General features: G+C 34.4%; 15 protein-coding genes. 2 read left to right on the top strand and 13 right to left on the bottom strand.

Annotated elements, in window-relative coordinates; all coding sequences use genetic code 11:
• Position 1: 1 nt before the first annotated feature.
• The gene (locus tag ACXAFS_RS02550; protein WP_475305088.1) at positions 2-2,887 is read right to left on the bottom strand and encodes a carboxypeptidase regulatory-like domain-containing protein; all 2,886 of its coding nucleotides are present in this window, start codon (positions 2,885-2,887) and stop codon (positions 2-4) included.
• Positions 2,888-3,022: 135 nt separating this feature from the next.
• Here ACXAFS_RS02550 and ACXAFS_RS02555 point away from each other — a divergent pair, with 135 nt between their 5' ends.
• A complete protein-coding gene (locus ACXAFS_RS02555) occupies positions 3,023-4,108 on the top strand; it encodes an endonuclease/exonuclease/phosphatase family protein (RefSeq protein ID WP_475305089.1) in 1,086 nt (361 codons plus the stop codon).
• A gap of 51 nt (positions 4,109-4,159) precedes the next feature.
• Here ACXAFS_RS02555 and ACXAFS_RS02560 read toward each other — a convergent pair whose 3' ends face one another.
• Complete coding sequence (locus ACXAFS_RS02560) at positions 4,160-4,600, bottom strand: hypothetical protein (RefSeq protein WP_475305091.1); 441 nt, start codon at positions 4,598-4,600, stop codon at positions 4,160-4,162.
• A 48-nt stretch (positions 4,601-4,648) separates the two neighbouring features.
• Positions 4,649-7,000, bottom strand: a complete 2,352-nt coding sequence (gene pbpC / locus ACXAFS_RS02565) for a penicillin-binding protein 1C (protein WP_475305092.1) — start codon at positions 6,998-7,000, stop codon at positions 4,649-4,651.
• A gap of 78 nt (positions 7,001-7,078) precedes the next feature.
• On the opposite strand from pbpC, the gene ACXAFS_RS02570 reads away from it, so the two are divergent.
• The gene (locus ACXAFS_RS02570; RefSeq protein WP_475305093.1) at positions 7,079-9,130 is read left to right on the top strand and encodes a T9SS type B sorting domain-containing protein; all 2,052 of its coding nucleotides are present in this window, start codon (positions 7,079-7,081) and stop codon (positions 9,128-9,130) included.
• 113 nt (positions 9,131-9,243) lie between these two features.
• Here the strand turns inward: ACXAFS_RS02570 and ACXAFS_RS02575 are convergent, their stop codons facing one another.
• From ACXAFS_RS02575 to ACXAFS_RS02620, 10 genes are all read right to left on the bottom strand, one after another.
• Complete coding sequence (locus ACXAFS_RS02575; protein WP_475305094.1) at positions 9,244-9,555, bottom strand: antibiotic biosynthesis monooxygenase family protein; 312 nt, start codon at positions 9,553-9,555, stop codon at positions 9,244-9,246.
• A gap of 91 nt (positions 9,556-9,646) precedes the next feature.
• Positions 9,647-10,498 carry an SH3 domain-containing protein gene (locus ACXAFS_RS02580; protein ID WP_475305096.1) on the bottom strand — a complete coding sequence of 284 codons (852 nt, stop codon included), beginning with the start codon at positions 10,496-10,498 and terminating at the stop codon, positions 9,647-9,649.
• 328 nt (positions 10,499-10,826) lie between these two features.
• The gene (locus ACXAFS_RS02585) at positions 10,827-16,415 is read right to left on the bottom strand and encodes an alpha-2-macroglobulin family protein (protein ID WP_475305097.1); all 5,589 of its coding nucleotides are present in this window, start codon (positions 16,413-16,415) and stop codon (positions 10,827-10,829) included.
• A 414-nt stretch (positions 16,416-16,829) separates the two neighbouring features.
• Positions 16,830-17,450, bottom strand: a complete 621-nt coding sequence (locus ACXAFS_RS02590) for a DUF6090 family protein (protein WP_475305098.1) — start codon at positions 17,448-17,450, stop codon at positions 16,830-16,832.
• Positions 17,443-18,174, bottom strand: coding sequence for a DUF6090 family protein (locus ACXAFS_RS02595; RefSeq protein ID WP_475305100.1), 732 nt, complete (start codon positions 18,172-18,174; stop codon positions 17,443-17,445). The genes ACXAFS_RS02590 and ACXAFS_RS02595 overlap by 8 nt, the downstream gene beginning before the upstream one ends.
• A gap of 79 nt (positions 18,175-18,253) precedes the next feature.
• Positions 18,254-18,964, bottom strand: coding sequence for a hypothetical protein (locus tag ACXAFS_RS02600; protein WP_475305101.1), 711 nt, complete (start codon positions 18,962-18,964; stop codon positions 18,254-18,256).
• Positions 18,965-19,033: 69 nt separating this feature from the next.
• Positions 19,034-19,798 carry a DUF6090 family protein gene (locus tag ACXAFS_RS02605; RefSeq protein WP_475305102.1) on the bottom strand — a complete coding sequence of 255 codons (765 nt, stop codon included), beginning with the start codon at positions 19,796-19,798 and terminating at the stop codon, positions 19,034-19,036.
• Positions 19,799-19,818: 20 nt separating this feature from the next.
• The gene (locus ACXAFS_RS02610; RefSeq protein WP_475305104.1) at positions 19,819-20,601 is read right to left on the bottom strand and encodes a DUF6090 family protein; all 783 of its coding nucleotides are present in this window, start codon (positions 20,599-20,601) and stop codon (positions 19,819-19,821) included.
• Positions 20,602-20,603: 2 nt separating this feature from the next.
• A complete protein-coding gene (locus ACXAFS_RS02615; RefSeq protein WP_475305105.1) occupies positions 20,604-21,407 on the bottom strand; it encodes a DUF6090 family protein in 804 nt (267 codons plus the stop codon).
• The gene (locus ACXAFS_RS02620; RefSeq protein ID WP_475305106.1) at positions 21,400-22,152 is read right to left on the bottom strand and encodes a DUF6090 family protein; all 753 of its coding nucleotides are present in this window, start codon (positions 22,150-22,152) and stop codon (positions 21,400-21,402) included. Before ACXAFS_RS02620 ends, ACXAFS_RS02615 begins: the two co-directional genes overlap by 8 nt.
• Between the last annotated feature and the right edge of the window lie 38 nt (positions 22,153-22,190).

Consider the following 22,190-nt stretch of genomic DNA (forward strand, 5'->3'; position numbering starts at 1 on the left):
TTTAAAATCTTACATATACGTTTAAGTAATATGTAGTTCCATTTCCGAAGAAATATCTAGGGCCAAATATCGGACCATTGTCTCTAGACTGGTCTTCTTGCATACGACGGAAGTTAGCTAAACGTGATTGCTCAAAACCTCCTGTTTTATATTCTTCATTAAATACATTATTAATGGTTGCAAAGAAACCAACAAAATAATCATTGATTTTCCAAGATTTACCACCAATAATATTAACTAACATGTAGTCATCAAATTGTTCTTGTCTTAAAAGATCTTTTGCAATTGCTTCATCATAATCATTAAATGTGTTACCATCAAAATCTGAAGAGAAGTTTGCAGACCTTGCTAAGTTACTTACATCTAAATAAGCATTAGAGAAGAAGTTACTAGTAACTCCAATATTCCAATAGCTAGGATCTCTATATTCAAAACCAATTTGGAAAGCACGTTCTGGTCCACCAGCTACGTGGTAACCATCTAAGTTGGTTGTGCCATCTCCAAACGTAATTTGAGGATCTATATCACTTCTGTTTAAGAAATCTACACTAGTTAAGTACAAATTAGGATTGTTTTGAAAAGTATACTGACCAACAGATGCAGCTCCTTTTAACTTTATTGTTGGTGTTACTTGTGCTTCAATACCAAATTCTACACCAACATGTCTTCTTTCAATATTGGTTAATATTTCTTGAACAAAAGCATCTCCTGTATCTACACCTAAACCAGCTAAGTCCTCTGTAAAATAAAAACCTATATCAGAGCCATCTTTAAACCCAGAGTAAAAACCAGTTAATCTAGCTTTTACAATAGGAGATCTAAAAATATAACTAACATCTACAGATTGAATTTTTTCACTCTCTAACCCTATTACAGTTGCATTAGATTGTCTTGCATTGCTAAACGAGTTTCTGATAGAAGGTGCCTTTGTAAAGTAGCTTGCATTTACATCTACTAAGTGTTTACCAGTTACTTTATAAGTAAAACCACCTTTAATTCCATAATTAGAAAAATCTAATTTATCACTGTCGCCAAAAGAACCATCATTACCACCTCCTTGGAAGAAGCCATTTTCATATAAACCTGTTCTTTGGTAAGTTGTTTGCGATAAGTTAGCACCAACATAGAAATCTACTTTGTTATATTTAAATTGCGCTTGTGCAAAACCACTTATAACGTTAGCATTCATTTCGTAGTTGTACTTGTAACGATCACCTTCACCAACAATACGATTAGGGTTTCTTACATCACTCTGAGCTAAGTTTGCTGCAACTTCATCACTAATTGTAGAGTTGTCATCTTCTTCTGCAAAGAAGTCTACGTCTAAGTAGCCTGTACCACCTAGTAAATCTTCTAATCTTGCAAAGTTTTCACTTTTAAGGTTTCTATAGCTTACAGCAGCATTTAATCTAATATTATCAGCTAAGTCTGCATCTAATATAGAGTTAAATGTTAATTGCTGATCTTTTACAACATCAGATTGTACAGCATATAAAGAATTCCCACCTTGATTTCTTAATAAAGCATTAGCTCCATACATACTATTCCAGTCTAATTGACCATCATTAATAAAGTCTTGTTGTGCCAAGTATGCTTGTTGGTAGTCGTAAGCTGTTGGGTTAGCATCTTGTAAAAAGAAGCTAGGTAAATTTTGATAATACTCTGGTGTTGGGTTTCTTGCTCCACCTAAGTAAGCATTTTCACCGTCTATTGTAACTAAACGTGTACCACCATTATCTATTCTAGAATTGGCAATTTCACCAAATTGATAAGCCACATTATTATTTAATCTTACTTTATCAGATATTTTCCAATAATGATTAAGCATTAAAATAGGCTCATTGGTTTCACGCATTCTAGAATTACGTTGCTCACCATTTAAGTCTCCCCAAAATGGATTATATCGTCTTCCTTTTAAATCATATACCTCTTGTGTAATTGCAGTAGAACGTCCACGTCTGTTTTGAGCGTAGATACCTGTAAAGTTTAAGCTATGATTTTCGTTCAATTGCTTTTCTACAGCAACAAATAAAGAATTAGCATCGTATAAAGTTCCGTCTATATAACCTTCTTCACCAAAACGTCTAGACCCTAAAACAGAATAAGACCAGCCACCTTCTAATAAACCAGAACTATAGCTTGCCATAACTCTACCAGTATAACTTCTATTTGCAGAAGCATAAGAGATACGCCCTCCTCTTCTGTATTTTGAGGCACGCATTACAATATTGTTAGTACCTGCTAAATCTCCAAAGTTGTAGTCGTTAGCAGACATTCCCATTGAGAATTCTTGGTTTCGTTGAACATCGTTTAAACCTCCCCAATTTGCCCATTGTGGTCTTCCGTTAAACTGCTTGTTCATCTCAATACCATTAATAAGTACTTTACCATTAGCATTGTCTAAACCTCTTGGTCTGAAGAATGTAGCACTAAAGTCAAATGCTGCAGCGCTTAAAAACACGTCTCTTGAGGCTTGTAAAAGACCAGAAATGTTGTCTGTTAAACCGTCATCTTCACTATTTAAATTATCATCTGAGATAGAAATAATAAAGAGGTCTTTTTTGTCACTTGTATCAAAGTCTAGAGTCATACCGCTAATATCAACGGTTTGTCCTTCATTAACAATGATTGGGTAACGTTTGGTAACATATCCTACTTTTTCAATTTTCAGAACTTGCTCTCCTAAAGGAACGTTCTGAGTAAAACTAAACTCTCCTTTAGCATCGGTTTTCAAGGTCTGTCCAGTTTCTTCAATAGTAATAGTTACATCAGGAATTGGTTCTCCTGTTGTTCCGTCTAAAACACTTCCTTTAACAACTGTTTGCTGTGCAAAACTTGCTAAAGAAAAAGCGATTGAGAACAGAAATAATAAAAAACTTTTTTTCATACCTAATTTTAAATTGATTGTAATGTAGATTAAATAATAGTTATTTAAGGCGTGCAAATGTACGTTATTTATAATAATTACATACTTTTGGCAAGCAATTTGCTTAGGATATAACAATTAGATAATATATCAACTATGAAAATTTTAAAATCTCTTCTAACTCTGCTTGTAATAATCAGTGTTTTTAATGTTCAAGCACAAGAAGAAAAGCGCTTCAAAATTCACACAGTAGCGTTCTACAATTTAGAAAATCTATTTGACACTATCAACGATCCATTAAAAAATGATGAGGCAAGTCCAATAATGGAAATGAAAGGAAATCGTGCTGAGGTGTACAGAAAAAAGGTAAAAAATATGGCAAGAGTAATTGCCAATATTGGAGCAGACAAAGCAAATAATTCTCCTGCTATTATTGGTGTTTGCGAAATTGAAAACAGAGATGTGCTAGAGGATGTGGTAAACGATCCTTTATTATTGGCTAAGGATTACGGAATTATCCACTACGATAGTCCAGACGGTAGAGGTATTGACGTTGCTTTGTTATACCAAAAGGAATTATTTAAACCAATAGACACTAGCACTCATGAACTTGTAATTTATGATGATGTAAGTAGAGATAGGATTAGAACTAGAGATCAATTATTGGTTAGCGGAAAGTTAGATGGCGATTTAATTCATGTAATTGTAAATCACTGGCCATCGAGACGTGGTGGTGAGGCTAGAAGTAGACCAAAACGTGTTGCCGCAGCACAATTAAATAAGCGCATGATAGATTCTTTACAGTCTATAGATCCTTATGCTAAGATATTTACAATGGGTGATTTAAATGATGACCCAACTAACGAAAGTGTGAAAAAAGTACTTAAAGCAAAGAAGGATAAAAAGAAAGTACCACTCAAAGGTATTTATAATCCATACGAAAGAATGTTTACTGATAAAGGATGGGGAACTACTGCCTATAGAGACGCTTTGAGTTTATTCGATCAAATTATGATGACAAAGCCATTATTAGAAGATGATTACTCTTCATTTAGATTTTGGAAAGCAGGTATTTATAATCCTTCTTATATGTTCAATAAAAGAGGACGTTACAAAGGTTATCCTCTAAGAAGTTTTGCAGATGGTGGTTTTACAAATGGATTTAGCGATCACTTCCCTGTATATGTGTACCTTATTAAGGAAGTTAAAGAAGATACTGAAGAAGAAACCAACAAAGGTTAATTCATTATATAAAAATAAAAAAGGCGCAAATTTTAATTTGCGCCTTTTTTATTAATTAAACCATAAGTTCCAAGGAATCTTAGCTAGGACTAACACTAAAGCTAGTGTGTAAAAAATAGCCAGAAGCTTAAACTTAGGTTTAGAAACTAATTTCTTTTTATGTTTTGAGTAACCAATAGTTACTAATGCCACAGCAATAATCATTGTTAAAGGATGCTCTACAATTAAATTTCTTAATGCTGAATTTTTCATCACTTCTCCCATTCCACCAACTTCTTTTATTGTAGAAAAGTAATCTTTTGAGAAAAACAAAATGATACCAATTAATAGCTGAATATGCATTGTAATTAAAGCAAATAACGAAAATCTAAAGTCTACAGGACTATATTCTTTTCCGCTAAAAAACTTAATTAAAGCATTAAACGTTGCAATGACTAAGACCAGCAAAACAATATATGCCCAACCAGAATGTATAAATTGTAGTGTTTCCATTTTATATGTTTTGATGCAAAAATAAGGATTTGCTAATTAGAAACCATTTTAATTTGCTACAGTAATCTTATGCTTTATTTCATTGCCTAATTCATCGACTACAGTTATTATGTGTTCACCTTGCTGAGGTAAAATGGCGATGTCGTGCATGTCTTTTGTTGTTCCGAGGTATTTGTTATCAACATACCAATATAGCGTCAATTCTGGTTTAGAATGTGCTACTTTCAAGATTAAATCGTTGGTGTTACCATCAAAATCTTTGGGTAAGAAAATAGTGTTTTGCTGATTAGGATAAATAAATTCCATGTGAATTGCTGAAGTTTCAACACAATCATTTCTAAAAGGCGGCAACGGTTTATAAAACGGGTTTTTAGTTTTGAAATAATATTCCTGAAGTGGTGGCAAAACAAACCAAGATGTTGTTTTTAAGTTTGAAACACCCTCACAAGAAGAATTCACTTGAAACTGCTCAGAAGCATCCAAATGCACCAATTTATGAAACGGACAAGGTGCTGTTTTTTGTCCAGCATTTTGAATAAATCTAGATTCCACATCATCACAAACAGTTGAAGCTCTGTAACCACTTTTCTTGCAAATGCTTACTTCAATCATTTCGTCATAAGGCCTTGAAAACCATTCGCTTTTTGGTAGAATATCAAAAATATCAAACAAAATTGGTGCAGCCGTTTGCACACCAACCAAACCAGGACGGCCTTCGCCATCAGCATTACCAACCCAAACGCCAACCACATAATCTTTGGTGGTGCCAATAGCCCAAGCATCTCTAAACCCAAAACTGGTGCCAGTCTTCCAGGCAATCTCTTGAGACGAATCGTAAAATTCCCAACTCTCATCACTTTCAGGTCTGTTCACTTGTTTCATACCTTCAAACGTGAGATAGATAGAGGCAGCATCAAAAACCGACTTTTCAGAAACCAGTTTTCCGAAGTCGATTTCGGATTCAAAATTATAAACAGGTTCAACAAATTCGTTGGTAAAATATTCACTAGAATTGTCATTAAAATGATTTAAGGTCGAAGCCATTGCCGCATAGCTTTTACACAAATCCCAAAGGTTACTTTCAGCACCACCAAGCGCCAAAGACAAACCGTAATGATTGGCGTTGTATCTTAAATCCTTCAATTTTAATTGCTTCAAATAATGGTAAAAACGGTCCAAACCAAAATCCTGAAGCATTCGCACAGCAGGTACATTCAATGAGCGTGATAAGGCTTCGTTAGCGTGTACTGCACCATCGTAAGACTTGTCGTAATTTTCGGGTTGGTAACTACCAAATTGTGTGGGTATATCAGCGACCAAAGTATGTGGTAATAAATCGCCAGCATCGAGCATAGCAGCATACAAAAACGGTTTTAAAATACTGCCTGTACTTCTGGGTTTGTCAATAATATCCACACTTTTTTGATGTGCATTATCTGTTGGCGAATTGCCAACATAAGTCAAGACTTTTCTGGTTTTAACGTCTAAAACCAATACCGAAATGTTATAAATCTCATTTTGTTTTAAGCTATTGTAATGTTGCTTTACAATATGGTTGGCTTGGGTTTGCAATGCAATGTCAACCGTTGTTTTTAGTCGCTTACCTTTATTATGTTTGGCTACTTTTTGTAATAAATGCGGTGCGATTTGAGGCAATGGATACGGTTTTTGTGGTAAAGTTTCAGCGATGGACAACTCGTAAGTGAGCTCATCTATAGTGCCATTATCTAACAACTTTTTTAATAGGCGATTGCGTTTATCGAGTAGTCGTTGTTGATTTTTTCCTGGATAAATAAGACTTGGTGCATTGGGTAAAACCGCAAGGGTCGCGCTTTCTGCCCAAGATAAATTAGAGGCTTCTCTATTAAAGTAGCGCCAAGCTGCAGCATCGATGCCAACCACGTTACCACCAAATGGTGCGTGACTCGCATATAGTTTTAAAATGTCGTCTTTAGAATGTCTGAATTCTAATCGTGTTGCTAGAATAAGCTCTTTCAGCTTTTCGAGATAGGTTCTAGATTGTCCTTTCCTAGATAAGCGAATCACTTGCTGCGTGAGTGTACTTCCGCCTCGTTTTACCGAACCAGAACTTATATTTTCCTTTAAAGCTTTAAATATTGAAATTGGATTAAAACCAGGATGCTTATAGAAATATTCGTCTTCAAAAAGTAAAAGACAAGTTTTAAATTTCTCAGGTACACTATCGGTTTCAGGAAACCGCCATTGACCATCGTCTGCAATTTTAGCACCCAACAATTCGTTATTGTTACTCGTAATTACTGTAGCTGTTGGGTCTTTGAATAATTTTTTAGGTAAACAGAAATAATAAATTACGAAAAGAATCAAAATCACAAAGGATTTTATCTTATTTCGCTTAAAATATCTAATTAACCTATACATGAACTATACAAAAGTGTTTTTTTGGTCTTTTTATCGAAAATTTAAAATTAAGACATAAACTTATCTATATATTTAAACGTGCAAAAATCCCTATTAGATCTTAAAGTCCTATTTTTTTTATGTTTTTCTCTAACATCAGGGAAAGTAATTGCCCAGTTAGGGTTTTGCCAAGGAAATTCTGGTGATCCAATTTTTGTTGAGGATTTTGGTGTAGGTATCCAAGATACTTCATTACCAGCTGGTACAACAACTTACACTTATGCAAATGGACAGCCACCAGATGATGGTTTATACACAGTCTCAAGTAATTCAAATTATTTTGATTGGTTTGATGTAGACGATCATACTCCAAATGATACTAATGGGAGAATGTTGATTATTAATTCAGATTTCACCTCAGGTGAGTTTTACAGAGCGACCATTTCCGGCTTGTGTGAGAATACAACTTATGAGTTTTCGTCTTGGATGATTAACCTATCTCCTTCAAATGGTTTTTGCAGTCCAAATACTATTCCTATTAATGTTAGATTTGAAATATGGGATAGTTCAGACACCAATCTTTTAGCTTCTGGTGATACAGGTGATATTTCAAGTACAATAACACCAGAATGGAATCAATATGCACTTGTTTTTCAATCTAATCCTGGTCAGACTTCAGTGATACTGAAAATGCTTAATAATGGATCTGGTGGTTGTGGTAATGATTTAGCCCTTGATGATATAGTCTTTAAGAGTTGTGGCGATTCTATTATAGTTGAGGATTCTGTAAACACTAATTCAACAGAATTGTGTGCAAGTCAAGTGCCTTTTTCTGATACTATAACGGCAACTCCAGATAATGTGGTTTTTAGCGAGCATTTTTATCAATGGCAGATGAGTACAGATGGTACTAATTGGTCTGATATTACAGGTGAAACTAATGAGACATTGAATATAAACGCCATAACAACCACAACGTACTTCAGAGCAAAGGTTGCTGAGTTTGCTGCAAATTTAAATGATGCTGATTGTATTACTTTTTCGGATGTTTATACAATAATTGTTAATGAAGTTCCGCCACCACCAAATATTGAGTGTTGGGAAACTATTACTTTTGATGATACGCTTTGTGATTGGATAGTTACTGGTACGCAACCAAATCCACCTATAGATTTAGAATGTTGGGAAGTAGCAACCTTTAACAACACATTATGTTTGTGGGAGATTACGGGTTCGCAACCGGAAATACCAGAACTGGAATGTTGGGAAACAGCCACATTTAATAATGATACTTGTGAATGGGATATTACAGGAACACAACCTGAAGTGCCAACAGATATTGAGTGCTGGGAAACACCAAATTTTAATAATGAGACTTGTTCATGGGAAGTTTCAGGAACACAGCCTGAGCCACCTCAAGATTTGCTTTGTTGGCAATCGGCTGTATTTAATGATGATATTTGCGATTGGGAAATAGAAGGCACACAGCCAATAGAGTCTAGAGAAGAGTTTGTATCGTTTTGTGAGGAAGGAGAAGTTGCACTCTTTGCCACTTCAGACATTGTTAATCCACAATATCTATGGGATTCTGGCGAGACGACTAGCTCTATAATAGTAGATATGGCAGGTAGTTATATTGTTGAGGTAACGGATGGATGCTTAACTGACATTATAACTTTTACAGTAACAGAAATAGAAATTCCTGAAATAGAAAGTATAACTACTGACGGTAGATCGATAATTGTAAATTTATTGAACAATGGTGATTATCAATATTCTCTTGATGGTGTAAACTATCAAAGTAGCAATACATTCAATAATCAATTAAGTGGTTTATATACTATCTATGTAAAGTCTTCTGATTGTGATTTTGAGATATTTCAAGATCACTTACACTTTTACATTCAGAAGTTTATAACACCAAATGGAGATGGCGATAACGACTTCTTTATTTTTAATGTAGCACCGTTTTTTACGTCTTCAGAAGTCTATATTTTTGATCGATACGGAAAACAATTATACAGTGCTAAAAACTCTAATATCTTTTGGGATGGAACATATAATGGCAGTCCTCTTCCAGCATCTGATTATTGGTATAGAATTGTTTTGGACGGACAAGAAGTTAAAGGACACTTTGCTGTAAGGCGTTAATTGAATCGTCATTGCGAACCCAGTGAAGCAATCTGTTTCTTGTGTTTGAGATTACCACGTCATTCGTGCCTCATTCCTCGTAATGACAGTTTGTTATTTTATTCTTGAGATTCCTACTTTCGCAGGAATTGGTACTCACGTTCAACTTTACAAATTTTCACATTGTACCAATTGTACCACTGCTCACGACCTTTTTGTTGTGCAAATAAATGTTCAGTGTTGGCTTTCCAGTTTTTTATGGCGTCTAAACTTTCCCAATAACTTACAGTGATGCCAATTGTATTACGAGCACTTTCAATTCCAATAAAACCTTCTTGTTGTCTGGCTAAAGTTTCCATTTTCTCAGCCATTTCCGAGTAGCCTTCAGTGTCATCGGTTTGAGTTGATGTGAATATGACTGCGTAGTAGGGAATTTTGTCCATCATTAGTATTTAATTTTTTGTCAGGTTGAGCGCAGTCGAAACCTCATATAATTTCAAGATTTTCAGACTGCACTCAAATTGACAAATTTATATTTCAAGAACCTTTTGACATCTCAAACTCAATGATTTTTTCTGTTACATTATCTTCAAAATCGGTTAAAATCATTTTGATATACACACGATTTGTCGATACACTCACAGGAAAATCTTTAACGTTATCAATGGTTTTTACATAATTCAACCAATCTTCACCACATTTATCTACCACATCATCTTTTAAATCTTTCGTTGCTGTTTCAATAAAAGTAATCCAATCCTTTTCAGTGTATGTCAAAGTCTCATAAGTATTAGAATTCAATTGCTTTAATGGCTTCCATTCGGTGTCAAATTGTGTCCACTCGTTAGTGTTACATTTAGAATCTGCACTCATAAATGAGAAACTATTTTCATAGCGTTGAAACAAACTTACGTGCTTATAATCGCTATCTACTAATACAATGTTTTTGCCTTCTGGTGTTGCGTCTGTGTCAACATTGATGGTTGCCGTTTCGCTATTATTTAAATCGTGCGAACGCTTGTAGTCACTCGTCGCCAGGTTTTTAATTTCAACGTTTAAATCTTTTAATTTCAAACGAATGGTTTTAGCAATCTTTTCTGATGATAAATAGCCATCAAATACATAGCCAATATGGTTTCTGGTTTCCACCTTAACCCATTCGCCACTTACTTTTTCGCCAGCATCGAGTACAACTAATTGTTTGTTGGTTTTTTCTAACACACCAATGGCTTCGCCATAGGCTAATTTCGTTAGCATTTTGCCGCTAACATCTGGTTGGTCTCTCAATGACAAACCGCTTTCTGCCGATACATAAGCGCTTTGTTGCGCTGTTACTACTAGGATGTTGAATACAAATCCAATCGCTAAAATCATTTTTAAATTTTTCATTTTTTCTAAGTTTTAAATTGAACATTTTAGCGGTTTGTTCTCTTTGGATTCTTGTCTTCCGGACGACAAGTAGTTTAGCTTTGTTTATGTCATTCTGAACTGTCACACTGAGCTTGTCGAAGTGTTGATTCAGAATATATTTAAAATTTACTTTGTCTTTTCAAGTTTTGTCATTTCGAGTGAATTTCAAGCTATTTATAGGTTGAAATTAGTATCGAGAAAAAGAAACTTTTTTTCACTTCTATTTGTTCTCGATATAATTCTGATTTTTGGTCAGAATCACTCGAACTGACGTTACTTTTATGAGATTCCTGCTTTTGCAGGAATTTTACTTCTCAACAGTAACCCATTGCCCTTTGTTGCGTACTAAATAATCATCATTATCGTACATAGCTTCGGCTTGTGCACCTGGTAAATAGTAGGTGCCTAAATACGAAGCATTGAGCATTACTGTAAAGGTTTTTGTGCCGTATTTTCCTTTTCTATTCATATCAAAAAAGAAGTTGACACGGTCGTCTCTAATGTCTGTATATCTGGCCTGGCTCACCGTTGTGTCGCCAAAATCGGTAAAACGCGTGTTGACGATATCCCAACCTGATGGGAAAATCTGTGTTAGCGCTACATCATTTACATAATCACTCGTGAGGTTAGAAATACTAACTGTTGCTACAAAATCTTGACCTTGTTGTAATTTGGTCACATCAATGCTGTTGCCTTGTAAATCTTTATAGACTGTTGAAATTGAAAAACCACGTTGCACAGGCAGTTCTTCGCCTAATTTTAGTTTACCAGAGTTTAAAATTCTAACATAGACTACATTATCTCTGCTGTTATTGACTGTAATTTGATTCGCACCATCATTCACAGGAATGTTACGTTGTGCAATACCATTTTTAGTATCAATGGTTTCCGATTTTCCGTTTATGGAATAACTTAGTTTTAAATCTTTTCCACCATTTTCAACAATAAGTTTACCCATTGCCAATAAGCTGTAAGCTGTGGTTTGCGTACTCATCCATCTATCACTAGACAACGATTTTGCAATGCTTTTTGCCAATTCTACTTTTTTAGAATCGTTGGTAAGTAGCATAGATTCTAAAGCCATTGCTCTGTTTCTGTGTAACGAACCATAGGTGTAATTATCAGAATTGATAGGTTGAAAATCGATATTGGCCGTTTTCGCTATCGCTTGGCTCGCTTCTTTTTGTCCGGCCAGAGCATAAGCCGCAGCCAATCGCCATTTGGCATCATTAGATATTTCTTCAAACTCACGTAATCGGTTCATACTTGCTAAATCTGGACTTCCTGCCAATGCCAAGGTGTACAGTCTGTAGGCTTGCGTTAAGTCACTATTGTAATGTCTGTAACTTGGTCGCCAGTTGCGAGCTGCTTGGCGTTGATAAGCAATCCAATTGCTCTTAAAACTCAATGGTAAAACAAAGCCTTTCTTTTCAGCTTCAATCATAAAATGTCCTGCATAACTCGTTCCCCAATCACTTGCGGTTCGCTCGCCTCGCCAATACCCTAATCCACCATCAGGATTTTGGAATGTGCCCAAACGACGAATACCATTTTCAATATTTCGCTGCACTTCTTTTTTCTTTTTGTCCGTTAGGTCGAAAATATCCGTTAAGTACAACTGCGGAAATACACTAGATGTAGTCTGCTCAACACAACCGTAAGGATAACGAATGAGATATTCCATACGCTTAGAGAAATCCATTGGTGGCAAGGTTGAAAATTCTACCGTTGCATAGTTGGTACCTGGTTCACCAAAGGTTGAAAAATCAATGGTTTGGTTGCCATTGGCAGCCAATTCCTTATCAATAACACGAGAGGTCATTGGGTTAGGATTTTCAACATCAATCTCTACTTTGTAGTTGGACTTTTCGCCATTTCCTGAAGCGATAACTTCAATCGTGTTGATGCCTTTTGCTTTGGAAACATCCAATTCAAAATATACCATTTTTTCATCTGGTCTATCAAATTGAAGTGACTGTGTTTGTTGCCCTTTTACCGTAATGCCATCACTTAATTTTAAGGATAGGTTGACGTTTTTCACTTTGTTTTCCATTGCAAAAACGGTAACCGGAAGCGTTACTTTTTCGCCAGGACTTAACTTACGCGGTAAGGTTGCCAAAACCATCAATGGCTTTTTAACTTGAACTGATTTTTCAGCACTTCCGTAGGCTTCTTTATTATTATTTCCTGCCACAACCATTGTGCGCACGGCACCAATATAATTTGGCATTTTTAGTTGATGCGTTTGCGTTTGTCCTGCATCTAAAAGGAAAGGACCTAAATACGTCACTACAGGTTTAAAACGATTGGCTTTTTTGTTCTTGCCTTTAGCTGCAGAACCATCGCCACCAATAGCAAACACTTGGTCTATACTACCAGAATACGCGCCAATAACATCGTCAAAAACATCCCAAGTTTTTACACCCAATGCTTCGCGAGCGTAGAAACTATCCCAAGCATTTGGTGTTTTAAATCGGGTTAAATCGAGTAAACCTTCCTCAACAACCGCAATGGTGTAAGTCATTGGTTTGTTATTCTTTTCAGACACTTTTATCTCGTAAGATTGCTCAGGTCTTATAACATCTGGCATCTTAATTTGTGGTTCTAATTTGGTGGCAGGATTTTCTACCATCATAGGAATAACACCATATAAACGTATCGGTAAATCGTTAGACGTTATAGCGTGAGGTTGTAACAACGAAATATTGATAAACACGTTTGGTGCCATTTCTGGCGTTACAGGAATATCAACTGTAGTCTCGCCAGGTTGCGTTTTTACCCATTGGTGTTTTAAAACTTCAGTACCATTTTCTATGCTGATTAACGCTCTACCTTCACTACCAGATGGAAAGGTTAGTTTTGCAGTTTCGCCAACATTATAGTTGTCCTTGTCGGTTGAAAAGACTAACATTTTAGCAGCATCCTTGTCGCCAGATGGCGAGTTAGACCACCAGTTTTTATAGAAATAAGCCGTACGACCAGTAGCGTGACCACTCACTGGGTCCACAATTCTAATTAAATAACGTCCACGGTCTTTTTCAGGAATATTGATTTTGAAGCTTGCTTTACCTGAAACATCTGTATCAATTTCATACTGCTGCATTGGTCTGTGGTAATTGCTAGACACGTAGCTCGATAGGTTGTCATAAGAAGAATTCCACCACCAACGCCATTCAATTTTATAGATTTTAACTTCTAATTTTTTACGTTGAACAGGTTTCCCGTTGGCATCAACCGTAGCAATATCAAAGGTGTGATTTTCATCTGTAAAGAAAGAGCCATAACGATTACCTTCAGGCGAACGCAAACCAACAAAACTCTCATAAGGTGCGTAAGGCACTGTAAACGCATCGAGAGAAAAATCGCCACCATTTTCAAAAGCACGAACTAGGAATTGTGCGTTTAACATTCCAGGTGCATTTTTCCCAATGTTTAATGTTGTATTGACTTTTGCATTGCCTTCAGCATCAAGATTACCTTCAAAAACGTTAGTTTCTTCGGTGCTGAAATTACGTGTTGGGTCGTTGAATTCATAATTCTTATAACCTTCAAAACTGGTATATTTTGTTGTGAATTTAGCTTTAATTTCAGCTTTTAAGTTTTTTGCAGGTGCACCGTGAAGCCAGGCCACATTCAAATCGCCTTGAAGTGGTTTGTTGTTGGTCAATACCTTGTCTTCAAAATCTATTTTAATTTTTAAACGGTTCGGTTTTACCGTTTCAATCTTCAAATTTTTGGTAAAATTGGCACCACCAACCGAAACTTTAGCATTGTAATTTCCGGTTTTGTAATCTGCTGATGTAGGTACTTTAAAATCGTAGAAATTATTGATGTTATCTACCGAAACTTTCCGGTATACCAACTTGCCAACTGGATCCGTGATTTCTAATTTTACAGGATGACGCTTTGGTAATTTGTTCGCTTTGTCATTAAGCATAAAGGTTAAAAACAGACTGTCGCCAGGTCGCCAAACACCACGTTCGCCATAAATGTAACCTTTTAGTCCACGTTGCAATCTACTTCCAGACACATCGAATTTACTTAGCGACAGCGAGTTGCCATCAAACAATTTTACATAGCTCACGTTGTTGCCTTTTTCAGCAACCGCAAAGGCTGCACGTTTTTTGGCTTCAATTTCCACAATACCATCTTGATTTGTTATGCCATCGGCTAAAGGCTGTTGTTGGTAGTTGTATAAAGTGATTTTTGTGCCACGTTCTGGATTGGTGTCCAAAATATTAGTCACCGCAAAAAAGTAGGTATTGTCGTTGCCTTGCTTGGCAATAACACCAAGGTTAGAGCCAATTAGGTTGGCAGCAATGCCTTTGTTGCCATAATTGAAATACGATTCTGTACACGGATTATTTCTTTCGCGATAGTTGTAATTTCTGTTCTTATAGCTATAAGTAAGATTGTCCCAATAGCGCTCTTCTCTTAAGTCTTGCTCTTCTTCAGAAATGTCTTCGGAAGCATAAACATCATCCTCATAATAGTCGTCGTAATAATCATCGTAGTAATCGTCTTCATCAACATCTGAAGTTTCAACATTTGACGAACAATCGTACAAAGAATAGTCTTTTTTGAAGTCGATTTCTACGCGATAAATAGCACCAGCATCTGCTTGTAAATATTTAGATAAATCGATGCTGTAAGCTTTCCATTTTCCTGTGTTTTGAGATGGATTTTGAATAAGTGTTATGGTTTCTTTTGCAATGCGACGACCAACATTTCTAATAGCATAACTGTTATCACTGTTGAGGTTATTGTCTTGTAAAAACTGAAGCACATTATCTTCAAAAAGTTTGATGATTCTCACATCCACTTTGCTCAAATTAACGGCTTCAAAATTGAATTTTAAGTCTTTTGAATTCGGAAGAATAGAGCCACTACTCACTAAGCGTACTTGAGGTTTTAATTCTTCAAACGTTAAGGTTTGGGTATATTGATTTTTGAGTTTGAAACCATCTGTGTTTTTAATTCCTGTGAACACATCAACTTTAATGTTACCAACCAATTTAGTGTCTGGATACACTTTTAGCACATTACCATCAACGATATATTTTGGATTTTTTACATTTTGAAGTGTTACTAATCCAGCAAAATTCTGTTGCTTTTGTAATGGGTCTGAAAAGTTAATCGTAAGATGTTGCTCAGGATTTTGAATCACATTAGTTTCTATAATGGTAAAGTTGTTTTTGCCAGGAATGTTGAGGTAGTTTTCCCCTTTATTATCTGCGTTAATGGCTTTACCATCCCAAGAGACAAGCACTTTGCTGTCTTCAATTTCGCGCTTAATGCTATCGATTTTAAATTCGAAATAACGAGATGTGTCGTTGCTTTCTAGCCATACAATGTTGAGGTCTTTGTTGTTTTGAGAGGCTTCCACCAATTTTTTAACATCCTCTAGAGAAATAACATCAGCCGATTGTAGCGTTCCTAAAACATATTGCCATTCCTTGCTATATGATTGAAGATTGTTGGTAATAAGGTTGAAACTTGGTCTTATGGTTTTAAACTGAAAGGTGTAATATTCAAAGTCTTTAGGAATGTTTTTGTAGATGTCCGCTAAGTTTACCGTTACCGTATATTCGGTATCTGGCTCTAGGTTTTCGTCTGGTGTAAATAAAAGCGTATGCTTGTTTAATGCTTTTAAAGAACCTTGAACATAAGGATGTGTTTTTACGATTTTGGCATCAATACTTTGCTCTGTTTCCCAGTCACTAACTTCCTCAGCTAAATTAATTTTTATTGGGTCAGCGATAGATACACGACCAGAAGTTGTGTAGCTTATATAATCACGAAATTTGAAAATGTTATCGGTTTCGACAGGCTTCTTTTTACAAGAAAAAACGATTAGGATTAGAGCTAGGACGGCGAGGTGTTTTTTGATGCGCATAGTTGATGATGGTATTAAATAAAACTTCAGTAAAAAGAAGGGTAGGTGCATTCTTGTTAAATAATTACGCCAGTTTTTTAATGTTTAGATTTTGGGTATTTGTTAAAATGTTCTTAAAGTTAGGGAATGTAATATTGAGAGGGTAGTAATTATTGAAACTTTATAGAGAAGTTTTGAACTGATACTTCTATTTTAATTATAGATTCCTGCTTGTTCAAGAATAACAAGTCATACTGTTTAGACTTATATGTGCATAATGATTATAAAGAATAGGGTTTAATTATTGTTCTATTTTGGATTCTAAAACATCTAAAGTTCTGTCAAGCTCTTTTTCTGTATTGCTGAGAAAAGCTAATCGGGTTTCAACTAACTTTCCTAGTTGAAAAAGCGTATTTTTAAATTCTATATTCTTTGCTAAAGCATAAAAGTTATTGGCTCAAAAGTCTCTGTTGCTATAACATCGAGTTCTTTAAATTTTATATTTAGATTATTTTGTGCTTGAACAAATAACTTATTGACAAAATGTTTTTGAATGTAATCAATACTATTATTCATATCAGTTTGCCTATCCATAATGTCGGCTAAGTCGTTCTCATAGAGGTTGAGGACTGTTTTTAAAACTTGTTCATCTGAAATAAGAGAAGCCTTACCATTTTGCATGATGTTGTAACCAGATTGTGCACTGTTAAAATCAACTTTTCGCATCGTTTGTGCAAGATAAATTGGTACAGTTAAATCATTGTTCTGATTAGTTAGTTTAGATATAAGGCTATCTATTCCAATCTTATTAATGTGGAGGCGTTTGCTTAATTCTTTAACTTCATTTTTGTTAGAAATTATATCGGTTTGTAGTTGTTTCATAAGTATCAACTCTTGTTTTTCACTTTTGCGATTCTCATTCCAATTATTTATTTGAAGTGCAATGAGAATCCCAATAACTACTAGTAAAATTTCTCCAATGGCATATTTAAAGTATTTACCCATTTTATTTTGGTTTATGAGTGAGCGACGTATATGACGGAAGAATTTAATCATCTTTAATATTGGCTTCTATTAGACTTAAGGTTTCTTTTAAAAAACGCATGATAGCGTTTTCGTTTACGGTAACATAGGATTGATTCATGTAGTAATCAAACAACATACTATCTACTTCTAGGTTTGACAGAAAAGCCACGTAATTTTCTTTTGGAACGTCCATAGGTTGAATACTAATGTTGCGTCTGTAATCTGATCTATTCATGGAAGCATCTACATTTCGCAGTGGAACGAACTTGTAAATTATTCTGGGTACATTGTTTACCCAATATTCTCTTCTAACAATAATGTCTTCTTTGTAATCGTCAAGTTCTCCAGTCCATTGGTTGAGCGCATATTTTAATTTAGAATCTCTTATGAGTTCTAGATTACCAGAAGATGTAATGTCGTTCATAACACCTAATCGTGCATCAAAGGTGGCGTAATTATACATTTGCCCTAGTAAGCTATCAATGGTTTTGGTTTTAAATGGGTTTGTATGGTCAAAATTCATTAACGCAACAATGGCATTTAAACATCCTTCATTTAAAGCATGGTCAAACTCGAGTTCCTTTATATTTTGTTTGAATTCTTCCCTTAAACTCAAAAGGATTTGCTGTTCCTTTTCTATATCTTTTTGTTTTTCGTTCCAGTTGTTGATTTGTAGTGCAATTAGAATTCCAATGACTACAAGGATGATTTCGCCAATGGCATATTTAAAGTATTTACCCATTTGATTTTCCATAATTAAGTTTTGGCGGATCTTGCGGAAGAATTTTATCATGGTTAATGGCTATTTAAATTGAAGCACAGTTTGTTGTGATTTATAATTTATAATTATAGTTTTCTATCGCTCTTAATAATTCATTTCCAAAGTTTACTTGTTCTTCATAAAAGCCTGTCAGTTCTGCCGTAAACAAAAAACCTCTATATAAAATAGATAGTACGATATCATTTCCTTTATGTTCGGTTAATGTATCTGTATAGTTACCCAAGGCCTCTCGCAGTTTCTGATTTGGTCTTTTTTCGAGTTCTAACCAATTTGAAAAGAAACCGCTTTTATGCAATTCTAAATCCAAGTCATTAGCCCATACTTGTAAACTTGTTTCTTCAAAGAGTACATTGTCTACTGAATTGTAATACTTATATATAAATTCTTCTATTTTAGAGTCGTCAAGGTGTTGTAAATAGCCAGAGTTTTTTAAAGATTCAAATCCACTACGATTAAAATTTAAAGGTTGTTCTATGATCATTGCAAATACAGCATTGGTAATTTTCTGTTGGTCACTCCAGTCTTTTTTAGAAATCAATTCTGTAGCTTCAGCACACAATAATGATTGTTGCGTTCTTTTTTCAATCATGAATTCTGCAACCTTAATATCACTTTTTACATTTATTGCGATTTTATCCAAGTAATTTTTTAGTGCTTGTTTTTCATTTCTGATTTGATTTTGGTTGTTGACCTGTAGCGCAATCAAAATCCCAATGACTACAAGTAGAATTTCACCAATGGCATATTTAAAGTATTTGCCCATTTGATTTTTTTGGATTAAGGATTTGCGAATATGTCTAAAGAATTTTATCATGGGTTGGTTTTACTTTTGCTATTGACACTTTTTGGCTTTTAATAGTTTTAGAGGTTCTTGCATTTCGGTTTTTAAATTAGACAAATGGTGTTTCTGTCTAATCAGCATACCTATGAACAAAACAAGATTGTCCTGAAACTTTATAAATATGGGATTATTAGGGTCATTTGTCCAGTCATTTTTTGGTAAAAGGGCAATATGTTTTTCATCAAGCTCTCGCTTTAGATAATCAAGATCTTGAAATCCAAATTCAGTCTTTAACTCAAAATCACTCATACCATTAATAATGACATTCCGATTTTCTTGAAGTAGATTTAAAATGTTGTTCAAAAAAGTACTGTGCTGAATCAGTCTGTTTTTTAGTTCTAAATCTGTTAACAGCTTTAATTGGCCAGAGGATGTAATCTCTTCAAAGGCAATATTGCTGGGTACAAAAACGTCCTGTCTTAATGCTAATACAAATTTATCAAGTATGTCACTTCTATCATTTGGTATATTGTTTAAATCTAATAGCAACTCTTTAGCAAGCTTTATTTTATTGCTTATCTGTTCAGAGGTTTCATCAATTAATTTTTCATTGCGTTCAAAATCATCTAAAATTCTACAGTAATAGTCTGCTTCTGTTATCCTGTTTTTTCGGTTTTCATTCCAGTTGTTTATTTGTAATGCTATTAGAATACCGATTACTACAAGCACAATTTCTCCGACTGCATAAGTCATATATTTTCCAAACTTGTTTTCAGTCAGCATTTTTTGTCTAATCTTTCTAAAGAATTTTATCATTGGCTAGTGTTGAGGTTTCGTTATTTTTCTATTTGGTTATCTAATACTTTAAGAATACGATTAATCCGTTTCATTAGGGTTTGGGATTCTTGATTATTAAACATATTTAGGGTTAATGCCCAAACAATTTTCCCTTCTAGTTTCGAGTCACTTAAAAGTTCATCTGCAGTTTTTGTAATGAGTTTTGATTTTCCAGGTATGAGGTTTTCAACTTTCTTAGATTCTAGTAAGTTTTTAGGTGCATATTTCCAATAGGTGTACATCATATCACGTTGTATATCTACTTCATTTAGATACGGGAAGAGTCTTTGTTCACAAAATCTGAGAAATATTTGTTCTACTTCTTGAAGTTGAATAACATCTGTACTCCAATTAACGAGTAGTTGTTTTAACACTTCATCTTTCAAAATTTCGATATTTCCAGAACTTACTAAGTCGTTTTGAATGGGATCAAAGGTTGGTGGCTGAATAGTGCTTAAATAAGCAAAAATACTGTCGCGTTTAACATTTTCTGGTGTATCAAAATATTCTAATAATTGCCTAGAACTTTTAATTATAGTATTTCTGAGTTCTATTTTATCAAGAAGTTGTTTTCTATTAGATCTAAATTCCTTTTCAAGCCTTTTTAACATAGCTTGTTCTTTAATGCTATCTTTTCGTTGTTCATTCCAATTGTTAATCTGTAGCGCTATCAAAATTCCAATAACTACAAGAACTATTTCGCCAATGGCGTATTTAAAGTATTTTCCCATTTTGTTTTGGTTAATTAGTGAGCGACGTATATTTCGGAAGAACTTAATCATAGTTAATTATTATTAATTTCCTCTAAAAGTGAAATGAGATTATTGAGTTGCTTTTGTACTGGTTTTAAATCATTTATTTTTGCTTCCTCATTTCCAATTAGATACCTTAGATCTTTTTTTAAACTCTCGTCCATACGTAACTCATCTATAACAGATTTTGCAATATTAAAATTGAGATCAATATTGCATTTGTCAGGTAAGCTTATGAGATAACTGTGCCCTTTTTTTAAATAGATATCTCCACAATTCAATCTTACCTGTGTTTGAATATCATCTGGCATTTTACCTCTCAAATTCTCTCTATATTTGTTTTCAAATGTAAAGGTTCCAGATTCAGACCATTCTGTATCATAATACCTAATTAAAGCAGTTTTTATACTGTCATTTTGAAGGAGGTTAATTTGACCAGAAGCAATTAACTCTTTAAAAGTTGATTCTGCAGAATATGAATCTGAAAATTGACTTGCCTGATACAGGTCTATTATATTTTCAACGGGATTATCGGAAGCCTTTGTAGAATTTTCGAAAACTGCTATTGCCCTTTTTGCATGAAAACTAACTTTTTTAGAATAATTAATAGTAGCCTCAAGAATTTGTTTTTCCTCTCTGACATCATCTAAAAGTCGTTTATAGTATAAAGATTCTAAGTCTTCATTAAGACGATTCTGATTCCAGTTATTAATCTGTAATGCAATTAAAATCCCTATTACCACCAAGATTATTTCGCCAATGGCGTATTTAAAGTATTTACCCATTTTGTTTTCTTGGATTAGTGAACGTCGAATATGACGGAAGAATTTAATCATTTTGCAGCTCAGATTTAATTAAATCTATAATTTCAACAATTCGTAATCTTAAAATTTCAGATTGCACATTTGTCCAACTATTAATCGCATAACATCTGGTGAGGTGATCTTCAAAATTTGGGTTGCCCAATAATGTATTATAATCTGTTTCAAAGTTAGAGTTGCCAATTTCGTGATTATCGTAATTTGTTACATTATTTTTTCTATCAATAGAATAAGTACCTAGTAGATTTGTCTCATAGGCTTTATTTCTGATGGTTCTGAGCTGATAGTGTTCTACTAAAAACGGAATGTAAATATTGTTTCGGTAATCTTTCCAAATAATTTCGTCTTCAATAACGTCTTTAATATCAGATGTCCAGCGCGTTACAACTTGCTTAATTTTGTTATTGGATATAAGTTTTAATTCACCAGAACCAGCTAAATCTATAATTATAGGATCAAATGAAGCATATGGCATGGTTTTACCAATATGATCATTTACACTATCTGTACTGGCAAGCTTTGGATTATCTATATAACTCAAGAGTATTTTAGAGGAATTTTTAAAATCTTCTCGCATTGATATTTTTTGGTTCAACTGTTCCAAATTACTTTCGAAATCTGATAGTAGTTGCTCTAATAAAACAGTTTCTTGGGAATCCGCTTTCCTTTTTTCATTCCAATTATTAATCTGTAGCGCAATTAGGATTCCTATGACCACAAGTAATATCTCGCCAATGGCATATTTAAAGTATTTTGACATCTTATTTTGTTTCATGAGGTCATATCTGATTTTACGGA

Source organism: Winogradskyella sp. ABM4_392 (assembly GCF_056160445.1).

Coding starts and splice junctions, on each gene's coding strand:
- ACXAFS_RS02550 (WP_475305088.1), bottom strand. CDS start 2,887: ATGAAAAAAAGTTTTTTATTATTTCTGTTCTCAATCGCTTTTTCTTTA.
- ACXAFS_RS02555 (WP_475305089.1), top strand. CDS start 3,023: ATGAAAATTTTAAAATCTCTTCTAACTCTGCTTGTAATAATCAGTGTT.
- ACXAFS_RS02560 (WP_475305091.1), bottom strand. CDS start 4,600: ATGGAAACACTACAATTTATACATTCTGGTTGGGCATATATTGTTTTG.
- pbpC (WP_475305092.1), bottom strand. CDS start 7,000: ATGTATAGGTTAATTAGATATTTTAAGCGAAATAAGATAAAATCCTTT.
- ACXAFS_RS02575 (WP_475305094.1), bottom strand. CDS start 9,555: ATGATGGACAAAATTCCCTACTACGCAGTCATATTCACATCAACTCAA.
- ACXAFS_RS02580 (WP_475305096.1), bottom strand. CDS start 10,498: ATGAAAAATTTAAAAATGATTTTAGCGATTGGATTTGTATTCAACATC.
- ACXAFS_RS02585 (WP_475305097.1), bottom strand. CDS start 16,415: ATGCGCATCAAAAAACACCTCGCCGTCCTAGCTCTAATCCTAATCGTT.
- ACXAFS_RS02590 (WP_475305098.1), bottom strand. CDS start 17,450: ATGATTAAATTCTTCCGTCATATACGTCGCTCACTCATAAACCAAAAT.
- ACXAFS_RS02595 (WP_475305100.1), bottom strand. CDS start 18,174: ATGGAAAATCAAATGGGTAAATACTTTAAATATGCCATTGGCGAAATC.
- ACXAFS_RS02600 (WP_475305101.1), bottom strand. CDS start 18,964: ATGGGCAAATACTTTAAATATGCCATTGGTGAAATTCTACTTGTAGTC.
- ACXAFS_RS02605 (WP_475305102.1), bottom strand. CDS start 19,798: ATGATAAAATTCTTTAGAAAGATTAGACAAAAAATGCTGACTGAAAAC.
- ACXAFS_RS02610 (WP_475305104.1), bottom strand. CDS start 20,601: ATGATTAAGTTCTTCCGAAATATACGTCGCTCACTAATTAACCAAAAC.
- ACXAFS_RS02615 (WP_475305105.1), bottom strand. CDS start 21,407: ATGATTAAATTCTTCCGTCATATTCGACGTTCACTAATCCAAGAAAAC.
- ACXAFS_RS02620 (WP_475305106.1), bottom strand. CDS start 22,152: ATGTCAAAATACTTTAAATATGCCATTGGCGAGATATTACTTGTGGTC.